Origin of the sequence: Clostridium sp. HBUAS56017, from assembly GCF_007115085.1 — a bacterium.
GTDB classification, from domain to species: Bacteria; Bacillota; Clostridia; order Clostridiales; family Clostridiaceae; genus Clostridium; species Clostridium cibarium.
On record NZ_SULK01000033.1, the window covers coordinates 1 to 23,051 of the forward strand.

The window sequence follows — 23,051 nt, forward strand, 5'->3', positions numbered from 1 at the left end:
AATCTGCTGAATCTTCAACAATGTTGTTTAACCATTCTAATTCAGTGTCTGTTCCTTTATATTCTTTATATCTTATGTTAAGTCCATAAAGTACACCTTTATATTGGGTATGAAATATATTATATAGATTTTCAGTTAATAGTGTGTTAAACGTTTCTACTATTGATGGATTACTTTTTGAGTTAATATATTGTTCATAATGACTGTTTCCTAAATTAAATAATAACTGTGTAAATGCTGATAATGCTTTTGCATATACATTAATACTGGGTGTGTCTGGAATTATTGGCATAAACTAACCTCCTAAGTATAGATAAAATTATTGTATACAAGAAAATAATATTTATACATATTGTTATGAAGTAAACATGAAATTATATTTTCCTCAAAAGGTAGGTGGTAAGTAGGTAAAATCTTGATTGTAACCTTCTTTTTTTGTTTATCTAGTAAAATTAACTAATTTATGGTATTATTTAAATGTGACTAACCAAAAAGAACTCATATGTGAGAAGGCATCTCATGAGTTCCTTTAATAATAAATTATAGTATTTGATATACCTCTATTGTATCATAAATACTATTAAATTTGAATATACTGGAGGATAATAAATGAATAAAGAAGAGTATAAAAAGATTGTTGGAAATACTTTGGAATATCATTTATCGGGGCATAACCTACAACATATTATTAATAGTTTAAAGAAAAGTGGAATTGCGACATATAATGATAGTGCTGAAAAAGGTGTAATAATAGAAGCTTCAGATAGTAAATGGGATAGAGTAAAAAAATGCTTAGAAAAAGATGAAAGCACAATTTATGAAATAGAGAAAATGTATATAGATAAATCATATAGATATTCTATATTTTTTCAATGTGATAAATTTGATTTAAATGATAAACTTTCTAAATATATAAATATAAAAAGTTTTAAAGTAGATAAACTTCAAGAAATAGGAGATTTCTTACTTCCAAGATATTTCGAAAATGAGGAAATGATAGTATTTATTTTTTATAAGGTTATTAATCCGTATATAGCTAAAATTGATAAAAGTAAACATGTTCTATATAATACATTGTGGATTTATCATAAGGAACTAAACATATTAGAACATAGATTTGATATATTAGGATTTAAGTCAAATGATGAGTTTTATCATACAACTTTTAATGCACAGTTAGATATACTAATTCAGGATTTTAGAATAAAGGCAGAAGAATTTAGGACAAGTACTTTAATAGAATATATTGTTGATAATAAAAAAAGAGAAGTTCATGAAATATCTAAATATATGGGTTTAAAAGGTAATAGTTCGGCTAAACTTAAGGTAGGAAATAATTTAGTTATGCCATTTATTGGAGATTTAGAATTAATAATGAGTAAGTATGACGAGTTGCTTGAGAAAACGAGTGATACAAAAAGAATAAAGGAAATTTTACAAAAGTACATAGTTGAAACAAAAGAAAACGCAAATTATAAATCAAGGTTATTAGCATGGTATAATTATAATGAAGATAAGTATTTTTTAAATGTTAATATAATTTTTAGCTACAGAAATAAAAAATATGATCTTTTTAACTTTCTGGAACCTAAAAAAAATAGTATGGAGTTGATGAATTATGCAATCCAATATATATGTGGTATTAGAGGAGATATCCCAAATAATAAATAGTGAAAAAGTTAAAAAATTGAATAACTATTTATCTTATAATAATGGCTCCTATATCTCCACAAATGAGTTAGCTAATAAATTAAATATTAGATATGATGATGCTAAAACTATAATTAGAATTTTATTAAGAAATGATATAGTAGAAGTGAATTATAAAGTATACTGTGATGATAGTATAGATATGAGTAGTGAAGTTATATATGATAACATAGAAGATGTACCTAATGAAGTATGTGATAATTGTGAAAAAAGATGTTCTATATTAAAAAATTTAATTATTATATACAAGATAGAGTACGAAGATGAGGATAAGAATGAATAACATGAACTTTGAATCTGATGAACAAAGAGCAGAATTTGCGTTTGATGTTTTTGAAGAACTTAACGAGAATGATCCTAAATTGCTGACTAAAGTACTTCAAAAGAGAAGTGGAGTAAAATTAAATGAATTTAATATTCTCTATGATGAATTTATTAAAATGCATGAGAATCCAAAGAATTATATTGGAGTAAAACCTAAAACAAAAGGAAACATTCTTGAGGAAATTATCAAAATGATAACAATACATACTAAAATTTTTGATTTATATGAAAATGTTTCAAGTAATTCAAATGAATATGATATTATTTTAAAGCCAAGTGAATTTGCAGAAAAAACATATAATGCCATTCCTCCTATAGTATACCAGCCTATTATATGCGAGTGTAAAAATTATACAAAAACTATTGACGTAACATGGATTGGAAAATTGTATTCATTATTATCATTATCGCGAATAAAAGTAGGAATTATTTTTTCTTACGAAGGAATAACAGGAGAAAAATCATGGGAAGATGCAAGGGGATTAGTAAAAAAGATATTTTTAAAAGATGATATTGCGATAATAGATATTGGAAAAAATGAATTGCAAAAAATAAAAGATGGACAAAGGTTTTATGATGTAGTACAAAAAAAATATGATAATTTAGTACTTATGACTAATAAAGATATAGAAAAAAATAGATATGCTCATTCATCAGCTGAAAGAGTTCAAAAAATTATTAAGCAGATACATGAAGAAGTTGAATATTATAGAACTAAGAAACAGTAGGAAGGAGCAATCCAGCTGCTGTTTTTTTAATTCATTTTAATTTATTAATATACCTATTGGTAGGGCATAAAATAAACTATGATTTAAGGTCTAATTATCGGACTTTTTTGTTTCCTTCCTTATTGATTTTAATTTATTATTCAGATTGTTTGATTTTTAAGGCTTTGAAGTTAATTTCTATGTAATTTTTACCTGGTAAGGGACTAATTCTTAAAGAATCTCATTACTAGTTAATGAAAATAAGCAAAAAAATAAGACATATTCCTAATTATTCAAGAAGTATATTCTAAATCTAACCAATATCATAGATAATATATCTAATTATATCTTCTAATTTATTTTTATTTGTTTTGAGATCTTAATATTGTAAAAAGAAAATATACTAAAAATATTCGAACTTATAGTTATCAAACTAAATAATAGATTAACTGTAATTTCTATTAAAGAAGATTAATCATAAGGAAATATCAAGATACGAAATAAATTAGAAGCAAAAAAGGAGCTGTAATTAACAGATTTTCACCTGTTAATGTATCAACTCCTTTTTATTTATTTATAGAGTGAGCTTTTGTTTAATTTATATTTATTTATGATATTTATCTTCTCTATAAGGTATCCACAAGACACCTTATAGAGATAGCATATTATTTAATTACTATAGCAAACATTATAATAAAGGCTACAATAATCATAAATGCTATAATAATATCGTTATATTTTTTATTAAACAAAATGCTCCTCCTTTCTATTCAATTGTTTTAATATAATTTCTTTTTAATGTTTATTGTTATTATATTAGAATTAAATAATTAATTCAAGTGTATATATCGTATAATTTAATATTAGATTATTGAAAGAAATTATTAATAAATATAATGTCTTAATTACTTTAGAATTTATAATTAATAGTATTAACAAATTTAAAGATATTTAACTATATTTGTTTCTAAATAGAAAGGATGAAAATTAAATAGACATATTAAAAAAGGTGATGTAATTTGTATTAAATGAGAATTTATGGTAAAGTTATATGATAAAATGTTTTTGAAACTAGGGGGAAAAGGAATGTACAATTTATTTTTAATGATATTTTTAATATCATTTATTTGTTTAATAGTTGGATTAATTAAGCCGAGCAATATAATAAGATGGGGAAATCAAGAGTTAAAAACTAAAAAGAACGTCTTAAAGTATTTTGGAATACCGTTAATGGCTTCTTTTATATTATGTGGATTAACGGCACCAAAAAACAATACTAATACTCAATCACAAGCAGACATCAAATCAGAAGACACGTCAACGTCAGCAACTGAAACTACATTGGGAGAAATGAAGATTCATTATATTGATGTTGGACAAGGCGATTCAGAACTTATTCAAGTAGATGGAAAGAACATACTAATTGATGCAGGAACTAATGATAAAAAAGCACTTAACTATTTAAAATCTATTGGGATAGATAAATTAGATTACGTTATAGCAACTCATCCACATGAAGATCATATTGGGTCTATGGATGATATTATAAAAACTTTTAACATTGGAACTTTTTATTCTCCAAAAGTGACTACAACAACTAAAACATATGAGAATATGATAGATGCTCTTAAAGCTAAAAATTTGAAGTTAAATGTTCCAAAGGTTAATGATACTTTGAATGTAGGTAATGCTACACTAACATTTTTAGCACCAAATGGTGAAAAATATAAAGATATAAATAATACTTCTATAGTAGTTAAATTAAAGTATGGGAACACTTCATATTTATTTATGGGAGATGCCGAAGATGTGAGTGAAAGTGAGATACTTGCAAAACAACTAGATATTCAATCGGATGTATTGAAAGTTGGACATCATGGTTCAGAATCATCATCAACACAAGCATTTTTAGATAAGGTTAATCCAAAGTACGCAATAATAAGTTGTGGTAAAAACAATGAATATGGTCATCCACATCAAGTTACTTTAGATAAACTTAACGCTAAAAATATTAATATATTTAGAACGGATCTACAAAGTACAATAATATGTACTTCAGATGGAAAAGATATTAAATTTAATACAAACCCAGTAGATAAATCAGTAAATGTAGCAGGAACTAAGAAACAGGAACAGCCTGCAGTAAATAATAATCCGGCAAGTTCAAATGATAGTAAAAGCAATGAAAATACAAATAACAACAATAACAATAATTTTAATAATTTTAGCAATGATTCAACAACCACAAATGAACCTGCTCAAGGGAATAGAACGGTTTATTGGACACCTAATGGAAAATCATATCACTATAGTAAGAACTGCCCAACACTTAAAAGAAGTAAGAAAATTTTAGAAGGGCCTGCTTCAAGTTGCCCTAAAAAGGATCCTTGTAATGATTGTGTAAAATAAAATTTTAAGTTAGATAAAATATTTAGAGCCTAGTTATAATAACTAGGCCCCTTTTTATAGTGTTGGGTAATAAATATTTTCTGTAAAAATTAGGATAATAAATCATACAGAAAAACAAATCAAATATTCGAAATGCCTAAAAAACATCTCAATGTAATTTTTAACAGTTTTTATAAATACTAAACATTATTAAAAAAATACACTAAAACATAAAACTAAAGCTATAGAGAATAAAGCTAATATAATAGTTGTATCAATTTTTATAAAACTTTTACCTTTCAAGATATCACCTCGTTTTCATTATTCCCTGTTTATGGTAAAATAGTATATATAATAACAACTTATATATTGTAAGATGTAATTATATGTAATACACGGGAGAGGTGTACAATATGCTTAAAAATAAGCTGAAAGAGATTAGATTGAAAGAATATATGATGGATAATAAAACAGAATTTGCTAAGATGTTAGGAGTTCCACTCCAAACATATAAGAATTGGGAAGATAATAAATCATATCCTAATTTAAATTCAGCATATGAAATAGCTGAAAAATTAAATAAGATAGTTACGGATATATGGTACCTAGACAAATAGGTATCTTTTTTTATTGATTTTTTACCAATAATTTTTACTTTATAAAAAATTATTTATTTTTTATAAATAATTGGTAATATAATTCAAAACTTCTTAATAAGATTTAATATAGAAATTTATAAGGAGTTTTAAAAGATGATATTAGGAATTGACTTAGGGACACATGGAGTAAAAACAAGTGAAGAAGTAAGCTTTTTAAGTAAAGTAAGTGAATACGAGCAATTTAATGAAGATAATAAAATAATTTACAATGGAAAAGAAATTTATGTAGGCGAGGGTGAGTTTAGCACAGATTGGAATAAGAGTAGGAAAGAAAACACTTTACCACTTCTTTATACAGCTATTCATAGGAGTACCAAAGATAATATAAATAGCGTGGTGTTAGGATTGCCAATACAACAATTTAAAAGAAATAAAGAAATTCTTATTTCATTAATTCGAGAAAATAGATTTGCAAATGTTAATGGAAGAAGCTTAGTCATAGAAAATGTTGATGTTGCTCCAGAAGCTGCTAGTGCATATTACAATTTGAATATAGAAAATAGGTTTAAAATAAAAAACAAACAATTGATAATTGTAGATATAGGAGGAAGGACAACAGATATATGTGTGTTTCAAGGAGAAAAAATTATAGATGTAAAAACAATAGCAACAGGAATGCTTAACATTTATCAAGAGATAATAAATTATATAAATAATAAGTTCACAGAAGAATTTAGGCTAGAAGAAGCTCCAGATATAATAAAGGACGGTTTGTTTTTAAATGGAAGATTACAAGATATAAGTTTTATACAAGGTATTTTAAAAAATTATTTTAACAGTATATATAAAGAAATACAATTAAAATTTAATGTAACAAAAGGATATCTGTTTTTAACTGGTGGAGGAAGCTTGACTTTTAGAAAGGCATTTAATAATAGGCTAGAAAATGTACTAATGTCTAATGATCCTATTTTTGATAATGCTAAAGGAAATAAAAAGAGGGGTGAAATGTTATGGATAAACCACTAATAATTACATTAAGTTTCAAAACAACATCTCCAAAAGAAGTTAAATTATATAATATTTTGTTTAATTTATCTGATAGAGGAGATGAATTGAAGGCTGTATTAGGAGAAATATATTCACCAGAAAATTATAAAAAGTCATATGAAAATTCTAAAGCAGAAATAAAAGAAGATCAAAATTTTAATTTAGAAAAAGTTGATATAACAAATTTCTAATGGAGTGAAAAGGTTATAATTAAAAAAATAGCCTAGCTACAAAAGGCTAGACTATACCTAAATCACTTCTGAAGTATCTACTTCGTATCTACATCGTAAGTGTATGATTTTAAATTAAAAAATATTCTTATTTTAGCAAACATTGTACAAATTCTACTAAAATTTCTATACCTACTACTGTATATAAAATTGTGTTCATATTACTCACTCCTTTATTTCCAGTATCACCAATCAATTAGATTTTATACAGGAGGATTTATGAAAGTTGTAATGAATCATGAACAATTTTTACAATGGAAGTATAACAATAGATCTGAATTAGATATACAATTTGAAAATATAACTATAGACAAAAGAAAAATAATATTTGTTTTAGGTGTGGGAATGTTTGTTTTGAATAATCCTAAATTGGTTATGGCTGCTGATTTAAGCTCAATAGATGTTCTAGGAAATAAATTTTTAGATATTATACGTAAGGCAGGATATTGGATTATATTAGCTGTAGCTTTAACTGAAATAATAAGAACAGGTTTAAAAGGTGGAGGTGGAAGTGAGGTAGGAAAAGCAATAATCAAATACCTGTTGATTTTTTCAAGTTTATATGTTTTACCAACTCTATTTAATATGGTAAGGGAGGCATTTTAAATGATAAAAAATTTCATAGCGGATTTAGGCAAGGATATTTTATTATGTATTGTTGATAATTCATATTGGGTGTGTCTATTTGTATGTATGGTTAGTGTAATGATGTATGTTTCAGGACTTAAGAAAGCAGGTAAATTTGTACCAGTATCATTTGTAACATATACATTATTACAATGTTTAAAAGTATGTTTGAGATGATTTCTTCAATAAAACTAAGTGATTACTTTGAAATAAAAAATCCAACATACGTATATATACAAATAATACCTCATAGAAGTATTAGAAATTATAATAGTAATAATATTGCTAAAGCAATTGCTTATACCTATAAAGCTATAAATAAAAGAGTTCATAGAGAGCAAAAAAAATTAATTATAGAATCAAGTTTTAAAATTTCTTATATAATTGATATTTCTAATAATAATGCAAGTTTCTATTTCTTAGTACCAAAGTTTTATAAAAATATAATAGTTGAGAAGATAAAAGAAATATGGCAACAAGCGACTATACAAGATGTGGAAGGATTAAAGAAATTTAATGATCCTTTAGTTTACAGTTTATCTTATAAAAAAGATGATGCATTATCTTTAAATGTAGATAAAAAGAGCAATGAACCATTGAATAGTATATTAAATGTTATGGATATTATGAAAGATGATGATAAGGTTAGAATAATATATAACTTTATTCCATGTAATCAATTATATTGGAAAGATAAATATTCAGATATGATGGATAAATTAAAGAATAATAAACCTTTAGAAAAGAAAATTACGAGTTTTGATTATATATTCAAAGTAGGATTAGGTACGTTATTAAATATTCTAGATTGTGTTGTGTCAGTATTGGATGATTTTGCAGGGGTTGAAAAAAATAGAGATGAAAGCATATATAAATCAGTTATGAGTATTATTAATCAGCAAAATGTAATATCTAATAGCACCAGATATAAAAAAGAAGCTACTATAATAAATGGACAAATAGCTATATTATCACATAGCAAAGATTTAACACGCAGAAATAATAATGCATTAAGTGTTTGCCAAAGCTATCATGTAGTTGATGAAGATAACGAGTTAATTTATAAGAAGGTAAAAAGTAAATTTACTATTGAAGATTATGATCTAAAAATTGATAAATCAACCTTTTCAACAGATGAATGCCAAAATTTTATTCAATTGCCAGCTAGTACGCTATTAAAAGATTTTAATATTGAACATATAGATACTACAGAAGCGAATATACCAGATGAACTTCAAGAAGGAACTATATGTATAGGTGAATCTACATGTAAAGGTGTAATAAAAAAAGCATACTTAAGTACTGATAAAGAATATAGAAATTTAACATTGTGTCTTATAGGACCAACTAGGGCAGGTAAAACTACATTAATACAAAATCTATCTAATGATGCCATTGCAGCAGGAGAGTGTAATATTATTTTTGATTTTTGCGGACAATGTGAATTATCTAATGATATATCGACAGTAATAGATAAAGAAAAAGTATTAAATATAGATTGTTCAGATAATAGTAAATTGCAAGGATTAGGATTTAATGAATTATTCAATAATAGCAATGATCCATTTGAAATTTATAAGGCAGCAAAAATGCAAACATCACAGTTAGTTAGTTTTATAAATGCCATAAATATTAATAATGAATTAGAGCCACGAATGAATAGATATTTAAAGGCTAGTGCATTAATAACATTTATTAATAATGGTAGCTTTAAAGATGTATTTAATGTATTACAAGATTGTACAATAAGGGATTCTTTCATAAGTAAGATAAAGGAAAATCAATATGAGAATCTTAGTGAATATATTCAAGCGTTAAGAGAGTTAGATGAGATAGGTAAAAATGGAGAGAGAATAGGGACTAAAATTAGTTTTATACAAGGGATATTGAATAGATTAGACAGTATAAAAGGAAATGCATATATGGAACTCATGCTTAAGAAAAAATGCGATAATAATATAAATTTAGTAGATGAAATACAAAAAAATCAACTTATTTGTTTAAAGATGCCTGAAACTATGTTTTCAACAGATGAAGAGAAAGATATATATTGTACTTATTGGTTAGTAAAAATCTGGGGAGCTTTACAGCAAAGACATGATAAAATTCAAGTAAATAATAGGGTAAAAGTTAATATAATTTTTGATGAATTATATCAAGTACCAACATGTCAAAGTTTTCTGAAGAGTAAATTGAATCAGATTGCTAAAAAAACTTGTAAAGCGATTATATCTTGTCACAGTTTAGAACAAGTAAAATATATTAGACCTGAACTTAAATCTGCTAATACATCATATATGCTTATCTCAGGATGCAATAAAGATAATTACCGAGAATTGCAAGAAGAATTAGAACCATTCCAATTAGAAGATCTTTTAAATTTAGAAAGATACTATAGCCTCAATTTAATAAAAACAAATGAAGGATATGCACAGTTTATTACAAAGTTACCAAAGCCAATAAAAGAGCATATAAACGAATGAAATGCTTGTAAGATAATGTATATGGTTATATAATTTTACAAGGAGGGGATGTAATGAGAAAAAAATTACTTTTAATTACGATAAGTATGCTGGTTCTATTATTTGTTGGGTGTAATGATACAAAAGATGCTAAAACTAATGAAGATACAATGAGTGAACAGGCATCGAGCGAAACTACAGAAACAAACGATTCAACAAAAGTTGAGCAAAGCAATACAAATGAAGATAATTACTACAAAGCAGGAGAAAGCGTAGATTTAACAGATAATAGAGGCACGTATAAGTTCAAAGTTATATCAGCTCAGTTATTACCTAAAAATAAGAATAGAGATAAAGTAGTACAGGTAACTTATGAATATGAAAATGTAAATTTTACAGGATATACACATCATAACGGAACTGATGTAAAAGATATAGTAATAATTGATTCTTCAGCTTTAAAAGTTAAGGATAGCAATAAAAATATATTACATCTTATGTCTTCAGCTTGGGAGGGAGAATGGCAAGAGGCAATCCCAGCTAAAGCAGGTGAGAAGTGTACTGCAAAATACACATTCAGTATAGATACAGATAATAATGATTATGTATATGTATCTTTCCCAAGATTAGAAAAAGATTTTAAAGTAGAGCTAAAAAGGAACTAGGATTTTATAAAATTCCTAGTTCTTTTAATATACAATAATATTCTTCTTTAACAATATAGATTCCTTTTTTCCACCTTTCAATAGTAGATGGATTTAAGGAAAAGAGAGTTGATAAATATAAGGTATCAATATTTTTTAAGTATTCTGATTGATAATAAACAAACTTATGATATTCAGTTAAAATTAGTTCTTCAGGAAATACATCGCATAATTTTTGTAGTGTAACTCTGCTGCAAGTATTTTTAGTATTATTCTCTAATTCTTGAAGAGTAGCTGGAGCTATTCCTGATATTTTAGATAGCTTGTCTTGTGTTAATCCGAATAGTTGTCTTGCAACTTTTAATTTCCCAGATAATAAATTAGTGGTAGCTCTTATTATTTCTAAATTGTGGTATTTTATGGTCTTTTGGTACAGGTAGTATGCGGAGCTTGTACTGCAAGATTTGCTGGACATAAAGTTAAGAGGTTTTGTAAAGTACAAGAAGATCCAAGAAGCATTTTTGAGGGGAGAAGATTTATATGAAGATAGTTATAGTTGGTGGAGGTTGGGCAGGAACAGCAGCAGCTATTAGTGCAAAAAAAGCAGGTGCAGAAGTGCATCTTTATGAAAAAACCGATCTATTATTAGGATTAGGCAATGTTGGCGGTATTATGAGAAATAACGGTAGATATACTGCATCAGAAGAGTTAATAGTGCTTGGTGGTGGGGATCTAATAAAAATTACTGATAGAGTTGCAACTCATAAGGATATAGATTTCCCAGGGCATGTACATGCGACTCTTTATAATGTAAACAAAATTGAAGGGGAAGTTAAAGATTATGTGGAAACACTGGGAATTAACCTCCATATGGAAAGTAGAGTAAGAGATGTGGAATTTGATGGACATAAAATCAAAGGATTATATTTGGCTGATGATACCTTTGTAGAGGGCGATGTTTTTATTGAAACTACAGGTACCACTGGGCCTATGGGAAACTGTTTAAGGTATGGGAATGGCTGTTCTATGTGTATTTTAAGATGTCCATCTTTTGGTCCAAGAATAAGTATCAGTCAAAGATGTGGAGTATCTGATTTGCAAGGAGAAAGAGCAGAAGATGTATTAGGTGCAATGAGTGGATCTTGTAAATTAGCTAAGGATAGTTTATCAGATGAAATAAGAAATGAATTAGATGATAAAGGTGTAGTTGTATTAAAAGTACCAAAGGAAGATGTTAATTATGATAAGCTTAATAGTAAAGTATGTCAGCAATATGCGTTAAAAGAATTTGCAGAAAATATTATACTTCTAGATACAGGTCACGCAAAATTGATGACAACCTATTATCCTCTTCATAAACTTAGAAAGATAAAGGGATTAGAGCATGTAAAATATGTAGATCCTTATGCAGGAAGTAAAGGCAATTCTATAAGATATCTTTCAGTAGCACCAAGAACCAATGATATGAAAGTAGTTGGAGTAGATAATCTTTTCTGTGCTGGAGAAAAGAGTGGATTATTTGTTGGTCATACAGAAGCAATATGTACAGGAACTTTGGCAGGACATAATGCAGTTAGATTAATGATGGGATTATCCCTTTTAATACTTCCAAATTCAATTGCTATAGGAGATATAATATCTTATGAAAATGAAAAATCAGAAACAAGAGAAGGAAGAAAAGAAAGATATACTTTTGCAGGAGCAGGATATTTTAAGAGAATGCAGGAACTTGGACTTTATACAATGGATATGAAGGAAATTAAGAAGAGAATAAGTAAATTAAACTTAGATGGAATATTTGACGATAAATTATGTTAGAAGATTCAAAAAAGAAAATGCTAGCCACAGGATGGTTAGCATTTTTATTTAACCTAAAAGGGCGTGATACGTATCATGTTTTTACGAAATCTACCCTTAAAAAATATATTAAGCTACATCAAGTTTAGTAACTTTATCTAGATATATTGAAACAGGTTCTTGTAATTCCGAAAATATTTAGCCCATTCTATCGTATCCTTTATTCTGGCATATTTTCTTAAGGGATATAATTCCGTTACATTAAATGTTAATATTCCATACTTATCTGGTTCACTTTCAAATTCTTCATATACCTAATATAATATCTTTATCTCAGTGTGAAATTAATCAATTATGTGATTATAAAGATGCTAAGTAAGTTGAAAAATTTTGTTAATTGTAGAAAAAGTAAGAAAAATGTGATAAAATAACATAAATTATATTTTATTGAATTGTGAAACTGATGAAAGTAAAAGTAAATTAGAATATTTGCAAGTCGGGGGGGGATTTTGTTACAAATAGGTTATGTTAATTCAACTATATAGTGAAAAAATGGTTTTAGATTTTTTCACTATAAAAAACTAAGAAGCATTTGGAACAATTTTAAGATCACATAAAGTCTATTATTTTAACATTTTTTGTAAGATAAAACTAAATAGTTTCGAGGGGGATAATTTATGAAAAACAAACTTTTTACGAAAAAAATATTTTTAAGTTTTTTTATGTTACTAACTGTTATTACTTTTAACTTTGGTTTTGTAAAACCAGCATATGCAAAAACTGAACATAATCCAGTAGTGTTTGTACATGGGCTTGGAGGGGCAAGTTATAATTTTGTTTTTATTAAAAACTATTTAATGCAACAAGGATGGTCGCAAGACGAATTATTTGCTGTTGATCTACCAGATAAGATTTTAGACATTGGTAATAACTCTATTAATGGTGCTGTCCTTAATAATTATGTTAATAATGTATTAAGACAAACTGGTAAAAACAAAGTAGATATAGTAGCCCATAGCATGGGAGGAGCTAATAGTTTATATTATATAAATAACCTAGGTGGAAATTCAAAAGTAGACAAGCTTGTTACTCTTGGTGGTGCAAACAGATTAACTACCTTTGAAGCTCCAAGGGGAATAGATATGACTTCTATTTATAGTTTAAATGATACAATTGTATCGAATTATTTATCTCATATTCAAGGAGCTAAGAACATAAGAATTTATGGCGTTGGTCACATTGGACTTCTAAATAATAACAATGTAAATTCAGAAATAGTAAAAGCTCTTCAGTCATAAGGTAATAGTAGCAAATTATATCAAAAATCATCAGCTAATTATAGATAATTTCCTTCACAAGAATATGTGAGTATTTTAATTTTACTAAATCACATTTTAATAAAATTTAAAATCCATTGCTCTTTGAGTAATGGATTTATTTTATGATGTTATTACTCCTTGATAAGGAATAGTGATTACGGTTTCTCCATTGGAAAATTTATAACTTGTATTCTCTAATGGAGATTTATTATAAACTAAATTTAGTCCTACTTTATAAAGTGCTTCTACAGTATCATTAATATTTTCAAAAACAGTACCAGTCATAACTCCTTTTTTTATTAACTCTTGAGCAGCTGGTATCCCATCGATTCCAAAGACAGGAATAACTTTCGTCGGATCTCCTTTGTTATATCCATAATATTGTAAAGCTTCAATGGCTCCTATTGCCATTGCATCATTATTAGAAATTATAACTTCTATCTTATTTCCGTATTTTAGAAACAATGAGCTAACAGATTCTTTAGCTAATTGCTGATTCCAGAAATTTATTGATTTTGAGAGTTCTTGAGTTTTTATTCCTAAATTATTAATTGTTGAAATAGAATATTTTGTTCTTTCAATTGCTCCTACATTGTTAATTGCGCCTTGTAGCATAACATAATTCATTATATTATCTTTATTTTTATCCATAGTTGACTTGTTTTTGTTCCATTGATCTGCAATAAGCTTTCCTTGAAGAATTCCGGCTTCTTTAGGGTCAGTTGTTACAATAACAAATTTTTTATAATTTCTTATTTCATCTGTTATAATTGATGGTTCAGAATTAAATAAAATTGCTGGAACATTTTTTTGTCTAATTTGAAATATAAAATTTTCAATTGTATCTACTTTTGTGTCAACTAAATTTCCTAGTATAAGATCAAAATTATTTTTAAGTATGTTATCTAAAATTTCAGCTTCTATAGATTGATTCTTCTTTGTATCAAAAAAAGTAAATTCCATATTATTTTTTTTACTTTCTTCTCCTTTTTTTAGTCCTTCTATAATTAAATCTAAAAATGGATCTTCAGGATTGGATATTAATACTGCTACATTAACTTGGTTTTCAGTAATAGCATTTGGATAAATACATGAATTATTTTGTATAATAATTATTAGTAAAATAATTATTACAATATTTATTTCTTTCTTAAGTTTCATTGAATCCTCCTTAAATGCCTTGTTTATACTATACAATTACAGAATTTTTGTATCTTAAAACCATGCTTGTATTTTGTATTCTTCCCTTTTAGATAAATTTTTATTATCTTGTTCTCATTTAGAATTAATACCTTATTTTGATATCAAACTATCAGCTTGTAGTACTTGGTAAATCAGAATTTTATGTAAATCAAATTGATTTAATTCTGCTAAATGATACTTTAGTGAATATAAAAAAGTCCAATTTTGATATTTTTATCCCTATAATATATAATAACTCAAGGGGGGGGTAATTATGTCATTTCTAAAAGAACATGGATTAAGATTTTTAAATATAGTGTTTGGGTTTATAATTTTTGTATTTGGCATTCTTTCTAATAAGGCAAATGATTATAGATATCTTGACTATGCAAAAATTTTGTTATTTATATTGTTATTAGCAGTAATATTAGATTTACTTATAAAGGGACATAAAAAGGCATGAAAGTAAAGTTATCTATGTTAGCTGAAAGTCAACTTCGCTAAATGATATTTTCATGGAATCGGAAAAGTTAACGTTTTTAATTCATTTGTAGAATTTAGAAATTAATTTTTAAGTTTATAAAGAAAAGGGTAGATTTCGTGTCGCTGTACACGAAATCTACCCTTAAAAAATATATTAAGCTACATCAAGCTTAATAACTTGTCTTTGAGTTAAAGTAGCTCCAGACTTACCAGTAAAGGCACCATTTTTAGTTAAGAAAATATTCTTAGCTATTATGGTATCCATTAAAGTACTTGTTTCAGCCTGAGTTATTGTAGCTTTAACTCCTTCTTTTTGAAGATAAGGAAGGGAAAAAATGAATAGATATAGATTAGAAAGATTTTATGAAGAAAAAGGGTTAACGGATTATAAGATTAAAACACTCCAGGATTTATTTTTTGTTTATGGGGTTAAACTTAATCAGATTGATTGATATAGTAAGTTAGGTAAGCTGGAGAGTTGGGAAAGTGGAATTGGGGTGTGAAAATTGAATGAGGAAGGTTTTTTTATAAAACAAATATAGTTTGTATATTAAAATATATTTACAATTTAATAATATAATGGTAATGTGAAGTTAACTTCATATGAAGTAAGTTTCATATTGATGTAAAGAGAGGTGTGCTAGTGAAAAATAAAATAAAGGAATTAAGGATTTCAGCCAATATGACTCAACAACAACTTTCGGATTTAGTTTCAGTCTCTTCAAGAACAATCATCTCACTTGAAAAAGGACAATACAACCCATCCATTATGCTTGCATATAAAATAGCCTGTGTTTTTAATACTACAATTGAAAATTTATATTGTTTAAAGGAGAATTTAGAGAATGAGAAAAAAAATATATAATAAAAAGAAATTTTTCAGTGGTATCATATTTTTATTACTAGCAACATTTTCTATTCCAATTATGCGTTTTAATGATTTAAATGCTTTAAGGAACACTAAGTATATCATAATAGATATTTTTTGCATTTTAGTTGGAATAGCAGAAGTATATAGAAGTTTAAGTATCAAATGCATAAAGGAAGATGAAAAGAATAATGATGAGCGAGAATATTTAGTTAAAATGAAGTCAAAAAGCAGTGCTTTTAATATTACCTTTTCAATTTGTCTTACTATTACAGTTATATGTATGTTTGCATTAGCATTAACAAAGAACGTTTTACTAGGTGGTATTTTTATTGGCATAGGGATTGTTCCTGCAATTATGATAATTGCTGAAATAATTAGCTTTTTTTATTACGATAAGCGAAATTAAAAAAATAGGATCTGCATCTATTGATATAGCTCTAGGTACACTAGTAGCAAGTAATTTTCTAATGAAAAAAGACTCGCAAAAGCAGTAATACTTCTACGAGTCATTTATTTTTTTGTTTATAAAATTATTCTAAGGCCTACGTAATTGTACAATATATATAACCAGGCAATAAGAACCCACTCTTTTTTTAATTGTTTTCTAAATTTAATGTCACATACTAACATAATTACTTCTACTAAAACAAAAGGTATAATAAATATTGTTTTAGAGAATTGGAAGTGATCATATAACAGAAACAATATTGTACAGAAAAATAGTCTTATCCAAATATAATATTTGCTCATTTTAATATCTCAGACCACATGGGACTGCCGCAGAACCATCTGCAAAAAAGGCTGTGCCATTACCTTCTTTAGATTTACCAAATATAGAATCAATTTGAGTGAGGGGTTCTGCTACTGTGTTTGTTGTTACTGCAAGTGCTGAAACAGGTGTTACCAAAGTAACTACCATCACACCTAAAGCTATTAATTTCTTTAATTTCATTGCTTTTGCTCCTGAAAATTGTATTTGAGTTCAAATTATACCATATAATGGTGAAGTGCTCAAGTTTTCATATAATTCTAAAGTGTATTTGAAGGTATGGGGAATTATTAAAATTAGATTTGAAGTTTAGTATTTATAAATAAAAAAGAAATAGGGGGATGGTTTATGTCGGTGGTTGAGGGTGTAGGCATTATTAGACTAATAATTAGATTAGGTCTTATTGCTATGGTGGTTTATGGATTTAATTTATTTGTTAAACTTGCCAATAGAGGAATTAAAGATTTCAGAAGCATTTAAGCTATAAATGAAGTTATTTTTGAATATCTTCGAGGTCATATCTATCTATATAGGTTTTTTGGGAGAAATTTATTATAAAAGGTTTGAACTCCTCAATTAGTTTTTCTTTTGAAGCTTTATCCCCTGATTTAGCTGATATTACTAGGGATTCAATATAATCGTAGTTCATGTAGAAATGCCTCATTAAGTGAAGAGAGTTAATCAGCCATTAGGTAAGCTATTGTCTCATATATAAATCAAATTTGGTAATTGATGTATACTTATATGTTGCTAAACACATAATTTTATGTAAGTAAATAGATATTATGGAAAATTAGTTGTTGACTTGATGTTAAGTGAGTATTTAAAGAAGAAGATATATAAGAAAAGATGATCTATGTAAGGGACAGATCGAGTTGTTCAATTTCAAGCAAGAATACTTGGAATTTCTATTGTTGAAGATATGACAAGACAGATGGTTCCAAAGCTATATTTTAAACCACAAGCTGATCATATATTCTAGTACGATTCTGTAATATATTAAAGAGAAAGTTCCCTATTGCAATATTTATGTTAAAAGTAAGAGCGCTGTAGAAAGAGTCATGGAAAGTATGATAAACTTTATTAAAAATGGAAACATTTTAACAAAAATGTTGTTTTTTTGAAGAAAGTATTGTATATTTTATACATAGATGTTTAATAATATAATTTATTATATTGTTTTCAAATTAAAATGATGGGGGATAAATAAATGTTAAAAACAAAAATATTAATAATTACTGTAATATTTTCTGGAATTATAACTGCTGAAACAGGCATATTTGCACATGCAAGCACTAGTAAAGATATGAATGAAATATTATCACAAATGCCTGGAGTTACAAGTGATGAGTTACAAAACTCTATTAAAGACTCTGCTAAATTATTAGGCAAATCAGAAGAAGAAATATCAGAACAGATAATTAGGGAATTGAAAAATCAGAAAGAGCTTGGAGAAGAAGAGCAAAAATCAATTCAACAAAGAAAGATAGATAGCAAATTGAACAAAAGTCTGGAAAACCAGATTTCAAGAGAGAGCTATACTTTAGGACCTGCAAAATATAATGGAGATGTTTTTTATGAACCAGCAAGTACTTTTTCAATCGAATATGGACATGTAGGTATTTACTGGACAGCTGATACTATTGTTGAATCACTACCTTCTACAGGTGTTAGAAGTATAAGTAGAAATTCTAAATCGGTTGAGAGTGGATCTAAAATATTTACATTTTCAGGAGTAAGCGCTGATGTTAAGAATGGTGCTTCAAATTGGGCCTATGGAAGAATTGGAGATCCATATTCATATAATTTTGCTACCAATAGACTTACAGATTGTTATGGTGCAAAAAATTGTTCTAAATTAGTATGGGCTGCATATAAGGAAACTGCTGGTTTAGATATAGATAAAGATGGTGGGTTAGGTGTTTACCCTAAAGATATATTATATGATAGTAGAGCAAGTATTTACACAGAATATTAGGATATACGAGGTAAACATGAACACAAAAAGGAATTATATTATTGGAATAATTTTATTACTAGTAGCATCGTCAATAATATTTACTAAAACTCAAAGTAAAGAAGTAAATAATAAGTGGTATATATATTTTGCACCAACTTCTACAGAAGTGGCTTATGGCAATAAAGATGCTACATTAGTAGAAGTTAATTCTGATGGAAATTTGAAGTATTATCATACAGATGCGTACCCTTGTTCAGGTCTTATTAATTATGAAAAAGATATAATATTTCAAAATCCAAAAGGTTTAAGTAGTTTAAAATCTAATTCACTTAACCAAGATATTACTAAGGATATTAATACCATTGGATACAATATGGCAGATACTATTAAAAATTGTGAAATATTCTATTTTTTATCAAATGAATGCTTTAAAAAAGATTTTTATTCATCAAAACTTATCATTGGAGATAGTGGCAAACAATCTTTACATCAAATTGAAGGATTCGTAAATGCTTATGGTAATGATAATGATAATATTTATTTAGTAACATCAAATATGAAAAACAGATATTTAAAACAAATACAAAAAATTTCAATAAATTCTCAAGATGATATTAGTATTGAAAAAAATGATATTACCTTTGATACAATAATTGGAAGCGACAATAAAATGATTATTAATGATGATAATATTTATTGCTTTACTATAAAAGAACGATTTAGTGTTAGTCTTTTAAAAATTTCAACTAAAACTTTAAAAGTTGAAAATGTTTTTGATTTGATTAAATTTAATGATAAAGAAGATAATGATAAATATTATCCAATTTCAACAAACTCAATTTTCTATTTTGATGATAAGATATATTATCCTACAAAAGAGGGAAAGGTATATAGTTTTAACATTAAAAACAATGAATTTGTTAAAGAATTCAGCATAAAAAATTATAGTTTAAATCCACAATCTAATTTAATTAGTTATTATAGCAAATTAAATAATGAAATATACTTTCTTTATCTTGATAATGTAAAAAATAAGTATTGCATATGTACATATGATTTAAATGGAAACCTAAAAAATAGTTTATATCTTTATAATTTAAATATAAATAATAAGTTGTATGCACATTCATTTATAAAAGAGGATTAGTTTTATAATATGTATTGTATTTAGTAAGTGGAATGATGGTGAAAAAGCTTTACTATAATTAAGAACATAATTGTATAATATAATTTAACTTAAAGGGAGAATGTTTATGAAGAAAATATTATCAATTATATTTTCTTGTTTATTTATTGTTACACTAGAATATATAGGACGTTTCAGGGTTAAAGAAACTAGTTTATACATTTTAGTATGGATATATGTAGTGTTTCCTAGTATATTTATTCTTCAAGGAGTTATTTGTTCAAATTCAATAAAGAGCATGATAATTTGTTTCTCATTATTATCAATAAGTATATTAATACCAACTTATGTATGGTATAAGATCAATGGTATAAACATACTAATAATAATTTATTTATTGTTAGGTTTAATTGCATCGCATTTAAAAAAAATGTAGAATTCGTGTTGCTATGTACGAATTCTGCATTTTTTATTTTGATGCAATTTAAATGGAGATCATTTTTAAAATATAGTACGTGATAGAGAAGAATCTTTAGCTGATACTGCTAGGGGTTGAATTGAATACTGAATTAAAGAATGGAATGGTATTACAAGCAGGAAGCATATTAGGAAATATTCAAAATTCTAATGAGCAATTAATAATAGAAAGTTTAGTTCCAAGCTCAGATAGACCAAGGATAAATGCCGAAGATGATGTGTCTTTAGTTGTTGGAGGTTTGAGTCAAACAGAATATGGAACGTTAGATGGAGTTGTAGAAAGCATTGATGAAGATGCAACAATTGACCAAAAAAGTGGAAATTCTTATTTTAAAGTTAAGATAAGACCAAGTAAATCATACTTAGAGGACAAAAGAGGAGAAAGAGTAAATTTAACTCCTGGAATTGTAAGTGAAACTAGGGTTAAGTATGAAAAAATAACATATTTAAAATATCTGATAGAGCAGGTAGGAATAAAGTTAAATTAAATCGCTATTAGAGGTAGCTCGAGATACCTTTGATATATATTAAAATGAGGTTAAAGTATAAAGGAGGATTTTAAAATGAGTACAGTAGAATTAAGATTACCAAGCACTTATCTAGAAGTAGAGAAAGATGAAATGGAATATGTTGATGGTGGAGCTAACTATCAAAAATACTGGTGGGGTTGGTCGATAGATCTAGATAGTAAGGAATGCGGTACAATGGGGGATTTATTAGATCTTAATCTTGGCTTAGCTGGAACAGCAACTGCTATTAGTGGTTTTATTGGTGGACCTGTAGGCATAGGCGCAGCACTTGCATCACTAGCATATGGAGCAGGTGTACTATATGTAAAAACAGAATTAAAAGGATGTGCTAACCAAGGGTTGTCAGCAACTTTAAGCAAGAACTTTTCTGGATATCACGTAAATATGTGGTAAAATAAGAAATACTTGTTTTGATAATTAATATATATCATTAGGACAGTAGGTAGGATATTTGTGTAAAAGTAAAGTTTATCTACTGTCTGATTGTAATCTAATAAAGATATTAGTTAATACAAAATTTAAACTTAAAATTAAAGTTTTACTAAAAAGTAGAATTGTGTATAATATAAATAGAATAAAAAAAGGCTAACAATTGCGCCTAAAAGCTCAAAAATTAATAAATATGTATGTTTAAAAGGTGGACATATAGATTTATATGCAGAGAATGCTAATATATTTAAATGATTTATAGAAATTACATGAAGAGGTCTGGATTTTTAACAGGTCTCTTTTTAGTTATTTTCATATAAGCATAATTCTAAATGTTGAATGGATATAATAGATATAAATTTTAATAAACTTAAATATAGTATTAACTTTATATAATTGAATAAAAAGTTTCATCTATAATATTTAAATATGTTAAGATAGAGTAAAAAAGTATGTGGAAACTTGAGAAAATTTGCTTTTAAATTACATAAGGAGAAAATATGGACAAAAGAATAAAAGTATTAGTTACATTAAACTGTATTAGTTATGGATTAATGGGATTAATTGCATATGTTAATATAAATGGGATAATGAATAATTTAAATAATATAATAAAGTTTATAATAGGAGTTATACCATTTATATCAATCATTTTTACATCATTTATAGTTACTGATTATTATTATAAAGACTTCAAGTACATTAGAAATGAAGCAGTTTTAGATTTATCAATAAGAATAATTGCTTGGGGATTGGTCTTCTATTGTTTTAATAATTCTAGCAATCTAGAGAATAAATTTGTAATTGTTATTATTGCATTCGTATTTAATAGTATAGTTGAATATTTTATTAATAAGAAGATTACTAATTTGCAACATAAAAATGAAGATAAAATAAGTATAACAAATGAGGAAAAAAATAATATTAGAGCGATGGTTTTTGCAACAAATAAACAAATAGTTTCATTACTTGTATTTATGGGAGTAGGATTATCGGTTCCAGTTACTAAAAATATGGAGGGAACAAAAGAAAATTGGCTTATACCAGTTATGTTCTCAATATTTGTGTTTGCATGGTTTATTAATATGAGTTATAAAAACTATACGAAATTCTATTTAGATATGGGATATTCTAAAAGAATATTTATTAGAGATATAATATTTGTAACGATTGGATATAGTGGATGTTTAATTTTATCATTTTTAAAATTTAATAATTCAGTATATGCATTTATAGAATTTATAGGAATATTGTTTCTTTTACCTACAATTTCTACAATGCGTAAAATGTCACGTAGGTTAAAGCAAATAAGAGAAAGCTTAGGAAAAGATGAATATACTAATTCTATAATTAATAAAAATGAGTAG

The 23,051-nt window shown here is 26.5% G+C and carries 29 protein-coding genes and 1 pseudogene; 24 read left to right on the plus strand and 6 right to left on the minus strand.

Annotated features, from left to right (window positions below):
• On the minus strand, positions 1 to 292 hold a 292-nt coding region (locus FAY47_RS18595), incomplete at its 3' end, for a hypothetical protein (RefSeq protein WP_143318430.1).
• 317 nt (positions 293 to 609) lie between these two features.
• On the opposite strand from FAY47_RS18595, the gene FAY47_RS18600 reads away from it, so the two are divergent.
• The 11 genes from FAY47_RS18600 to FAY47_RS18650 all read left to right on the plus strand — a co-directional run bounded on the left by FAY47_RS18600 (position 610) and on the right by FAY47_RS18650 (position 10,762).
• The gene (locus tag FAY47_RS18600; protein ID WP_143318431.1) at positions 610 to 1,671 is read left to right on the plus strand and encodes a hypothetical protein; all 1,062 of its coding nucleotides are present in this window, start codon (positions 610 to 612) and stop codon (positions 1,669 to 1,671) included.
• A complete protein-coding gene (locus FAY47_RS18605; RefSeq protein ID WP_143318432.1) occupies positions 1,619 to 1,993 on the plus strand; it encodes a hypothetical protein in 375 nt (124 codons plus the stop codon). The genes FAY47_RS18600 and FAY47_RS18605 overlap by 53 nt, the downstream gene beginning before the upstream one ends.
• Positions 1,986 to 2,762, plus strand: a complete 777-nt coding sequence (locus FAY47_RS18610; RefSeq protein WP_143318433.1) for a hypothetical protein — start codon at positions 1,986 to 1,988, stop codon at positions 2,760 to 2,762. Before FAY47_RS18605 ends, FAY47_RS18610 begins: the two co-directional genes overlap by 8 nt.
• A 1,065-nt stretch (positions 2,763 to 3,827) precedes the next feature.
• Entirely contained in the window at positions 3,828 to 5,150 is a 1,323-nt protein-coding gene (locus FAY47_RS18615; protein ID WP_243129667.1) for a ComEC/Rec2 family competence protein, read from the plus strand.
• Positions 5,151 to 5,542: 392 nt separating this feature from the next.
• Entirely contained in the window at positions 5,543 to 5,746 is a 204-nt protein-coding gene (locus tag FAY47_RS18620) for a helix-turn-helix domain-containing protein (RefSeq protein WP_143318434.1), read from the plus strand.
• A gap of 135 nt (positions 5,747 to 5,881) precedes the next feature.
• Entirely contained in the window at positions 5,882 to 6,757 is an 876-nt protein-coding gene (locus tag FAY47_RS18625) for a ParM/StbA family protein (protein WP_143318435.1), read from the plus strand.
• Positions 6,742 to 6,969: a hypothetical protein gene (locus FAY47_RS18630; protein WP_143318436.1), complete on the plus strand. Its 228-nt coding sequence runs from the start codon at positions 6,742 to 6,744 to the stop codon at positions 6,967 to 6,969. The genes FAY47_RS18625 and FAY47_RS18630 overlap by 16 nt, the downstream gene beginning before the upstream one ends.
• A gap of 258 nt (positions 6,970 to 7,227) precedes the next feature.
• Complete coding sequence (locus FAY47_RS18635; RefSeq protein ID WP_143318437.1) at positions 7,228 to 7,614, plus strand: hypothetical protein; 387 nt, start codon at positions 7,228 to 7,230, stop codon at positions 7,612 to 7,614.
• Positions 7,615 to 7,812: a hypothetical protein gene (locus FAY47_RS18640; RefSeq protein ID WP_143318438.1), complete on the plus strand. Its 198-nt coding sequence runs from the start codon at positions 7,615 to 7,617 to the stop codon at positions 7,810 to 7,812. It begins immediately after the preceding gene.
• A complete protein-coding gene (locus tag FAY47_RS21055) occupies positions 7,788 to 10,118 on the plus strand; it encodes a hypothetical protein (RefSeq protein WP_143318439.1) in 2,331 nt (776 codons plus the stop codon). Before FAY47_RS18640 ends, FAY47_RS21055 begins: the two co-directional genes overlap by 25 nt.
• A gap of 53 nt (positions 10,119 to 10,171) precedes the next feature.
• The gene (locus tag FAY47_RS18650; protein WP_143318440.1) at positions 10,172 to 10,762 is read left to right on the plus strand and encodes a hypothetical protein; all 591 of its coding nucleotides are present in this window, start codon (positions 10,172 to 10,174) and stop codon (positions 10,760 to 10,762) included.
• A gap of 4 nt (positions 10,763 to 10,766) precedes the next feature.
• Here FAY47_RS18650 and FAY47_RS18655 read toward each other — a convergent pair whose 3' ends face one another.
• On the minus strand, positions 10,767 to 11,216 hold the full coding sequence (locus FAY47_RS18655; protein ID WP_143318441.1) for an XRE family transcriptional regulator: 450 nt from the start codon (positions 11,214 to 11,216) through the stop codon (positions 10,767 to 10,769).
• Between FAY47_RS18655 and FAY47_RS18660 the strand changes: the two are divergent.
• From FAY47_RS18660 to FAY47_RS18670, 3 genes and pseudogenes are all read left to right on the plus strand, one after another.
• Positions 11,175 to 11,285: pseudogene (locus tag FAY47_RS18660) on the plus strand (sulfide/dihydroorotate dehydrogenase-like FAD/NAD-binding protein); the annotation flags it as partial. The gene FAY47_RS18655 and the pseudogene FAY47_RS18660 sit on opposite strands and share 42 nt — an antisense overlap.
• The gene (locus FAY47_RS18665) at positions 11,282 to 12,559 is read left to right on the plus strand and encodes an FAD-dependent oxidoreductase (protein WP_143318442.1); all 1,278 of its coding nucleotides are present in this window, start codon (positions 11,282 to 11,284) and stop codon (positions 12,557 to 12,559) included. The pseudogene FAY47_RS18660 and the gene FAY47_RS18665, both read left to right, overlap by 4 nt.
• A gap of 656 nt (positions 12,560 to 13,215) precedes the next feature.
• Positions 13,216 to 13,836 carry an alpha/beta fold hydrolase gene (locus FAY47_RS18670; protein WP_143318443.1) on the plus strand — a complete coding sequence of 207 codons (621 nt, stop codon included), beginning with the start codon at positions 13,216 to 13,218 and terminating at the stop codon, positions 13,834 to 13,836.
• 141 nt (positions 13,837 to 13,977) lie between these two features.
• Here the strand turns inward: FAY47_RS18670 and FAY47_RS18675 are convergent, their stop codons facing one another.
• The gene (locus FAY47_RS18675; RefSeq protein WP_143318444.1) at positions 13,978 to 15,018 is read right to left on the minus strand and encodes a galactose ABC transporter substrate-binding protein; all 1,041 of its coding nucleotides are present in this window, start codon (positions 15,016 to 15,018) and stop codon (positions 13,978 to 13,980) included.
• A gap of 295 nt (positions 15,019 to 15,313) precedes the next feature.
• On the opposite strand from FAY47_RS18675, the gene FAY47_RS18680 reads away from it, so the two are divergent.
• Complete coding sequence (locus tag FAY47_RS18680) at positions 15,314 to 15,502, plus strand: hypothetical protein (protein WP_143318445.1); 189 nt, start codon at positions 15,314 to 15,316, stop codon at positions 15,500 to 15,502.
• Between the two features lie 174 nt (positions 15,503 to 15,676).
• Here the strand turns inward: FAY47_RS18680 and FAY47_RS18685 are convergent, their stop codons facing one another.
• Positions 15,677 to 15,859: a DUF2922 domain-containing protein gene (locus FAY47_RS18685; RefSeq protein WP_347562809.1), complete on the minus strand. Its 183-nt coding sequence runs from the start codon at positions 15,857 to 15,859 to the stop codon at positions 15,677 to 15,679.
• A 306-nt stretch (positions 15,860 to 16,165) separates the two neighbouring features.
• On the opposite strand from FAY47_RS18685, the gene FAY47_RS18690 reads away from it, so the two are divergent.
• Both FAY47_RS18690 and FAY47_RS18695 read left to right on the plus strand, forming a co-directional pair.
• The gene (locus FAY47_RS18690) at positions 16,166 to 16,387 is read left to right on the plus strand and encodes a helix-turn-helix transcriptional regulator (protein ID WP_143318447.1); all 222 of its coding nucleotides are present in this window, start codon (positions 16,166 to 16,168) and stop codon (positions 16,385 to 16,387) included.
• Positions 16,368 to 16,799, plus strand: coding sequence for a hypothetical protein (locus FAY47_RS18695; RefSeq protein ID WP_143318448.1), 432 nt, complete (start codon positions 16,368 to 16,370; stop codon positions 16,797 to 16,799). Before FAY47_RS18690 ends, FAY47_RS18695 begins: the two co-directional genes overlap by 20 nt.
• Positions 16,800 to 17,144: 345 nt before the next feature.
• On the opposite strand, the gene FAY47_RS18700 is transcribed toward FAY47_RS18695, so the two are convergent.
• Positions 17,145 to 17,345, minus strand: coding sequence for a hypothetical protein (locus FAY47_RS18700; RefSeq protein WP_143318449.1), 201 nt, complete (start codon positions 17,343 to 17,345; stop codon positions 17,145 to 17,147).
• A gap of 165 nt (positions 17,346 to 17,510) precedes the next feature.
• Between FAY47_RS18700 and FAY47_RS21260 the strand changes: the two genes are divergently transcribed.
• On the plus strand, positions 17,511 to 17,642 hold the full coding sequence (locus FAY47_RS21260; RefSeq protein WP_279232185.1) for a hypothetical protein: 132 nt from the start codon (positions 17,511 to 17,513) through the stop codon (positions 17,640 to 17,642).
• A gap of 13 nt (positions 17,643 to 17,655) precedes the next feature.
• On the opposite strand, the gene FAY47_RS20485 is transcribed toward FAY47_RS21260, so the two are convergent.
• Complete coding sequence (locus tag FAY47_RS20485; protein WP_185966904.1) at positions 17,656 to 17,811, minus strand: helix-turn-helix domain-containing protein; 156 nt, start codon at positions 17,809 to 17,811, stop codon at positions 17,656 to 17,658.
• A gap of 561 nt (positions 17,812 to 18,372) precedes the next feature.
• Here FAY47_RS20485 and FAY47_RS18705 point away from each other — a divergent pair.
• The 6 genes from FAY47_RS18705 to FAY47_RS18730 all read left to right on the plus strand — a co-directional run bounded on the left by FAY47_RS18705 (position 18,373) and on the right by FAY47_RS18730 (position 23,051).
• The gene (locus tag FAY47_RS18705) at positions 18,373 to 19,140 is read left to right on the plus strand and encodes a YiiX/YebB-like N1pC/P60 family cysteine hydrolase (protein WP_207706267.1); all 768 of its coding nucleotides are present in this window, start codon (positions 18,373 to 18,375) and stop codon (positions 19,138 to 19,140) included.
• 16 nt (positions 19,141 to 19,156) lie between these two features.
• On the plus strand, positions 19,157 to 20,269 hold the full coding sequence (locus FAY47_RS18710) for a hypothetical protein (RefSeq protein WP_143318450.1): 1,113 nt from the start codon (positions 19,157 to 19,159) through the stop codon (positions 20,267 to 20,269).
• A 106-nt stretch (positions 20,270 to 20,375) separates the two neighbouring features.
• Positions 20,376 to 20,684, plus strand: coding sequence for a hypothetical protein (locus FAY47_RS18715; protein WP_143318451.1), 309 nt, complete (start codon positions 20,376 to 20,378; stop codon positions 20,682 to 20,684).
• A gap of 121 nt (positions 20,685 to 20,805) precedes the next feature.
• Complete coding sequence (locus FAY47_RS18720; protein WP_143318452.1) at positions 20,806 to 21,213, plus strand: hypothetical protein; 408 nt, start codon at positions 20,806 to 20,808, stop codon at positions 21,211 to 21,213.
• A 75-nt stretch (positions 21,214 to 21,288) separates the two neighbouring features.
• On the plus strand, positions 21,289 to 21,648 hold the full coding sequence (locus tag FAY47_RS18725; RefSeq protein WP_143318453.1) for a hypothetical protein: 360 nt from the start codon (positions 21,289 to 21,291) through the stop codon (positions 21,646 to 21,648).
• Between the two features lie 536 nt (positions 21,649 to 22,184).
• Positions 22,185 to 23,051 (plus strand): hypothetical protein, encoded by an 867-nt coding sequence (locus FAY47_RS18730; protein ID WP_143318454.1) that lies wholly within the window; start codon positions 22,185 to 22,187, stop codon positions 23,049 to 23,051.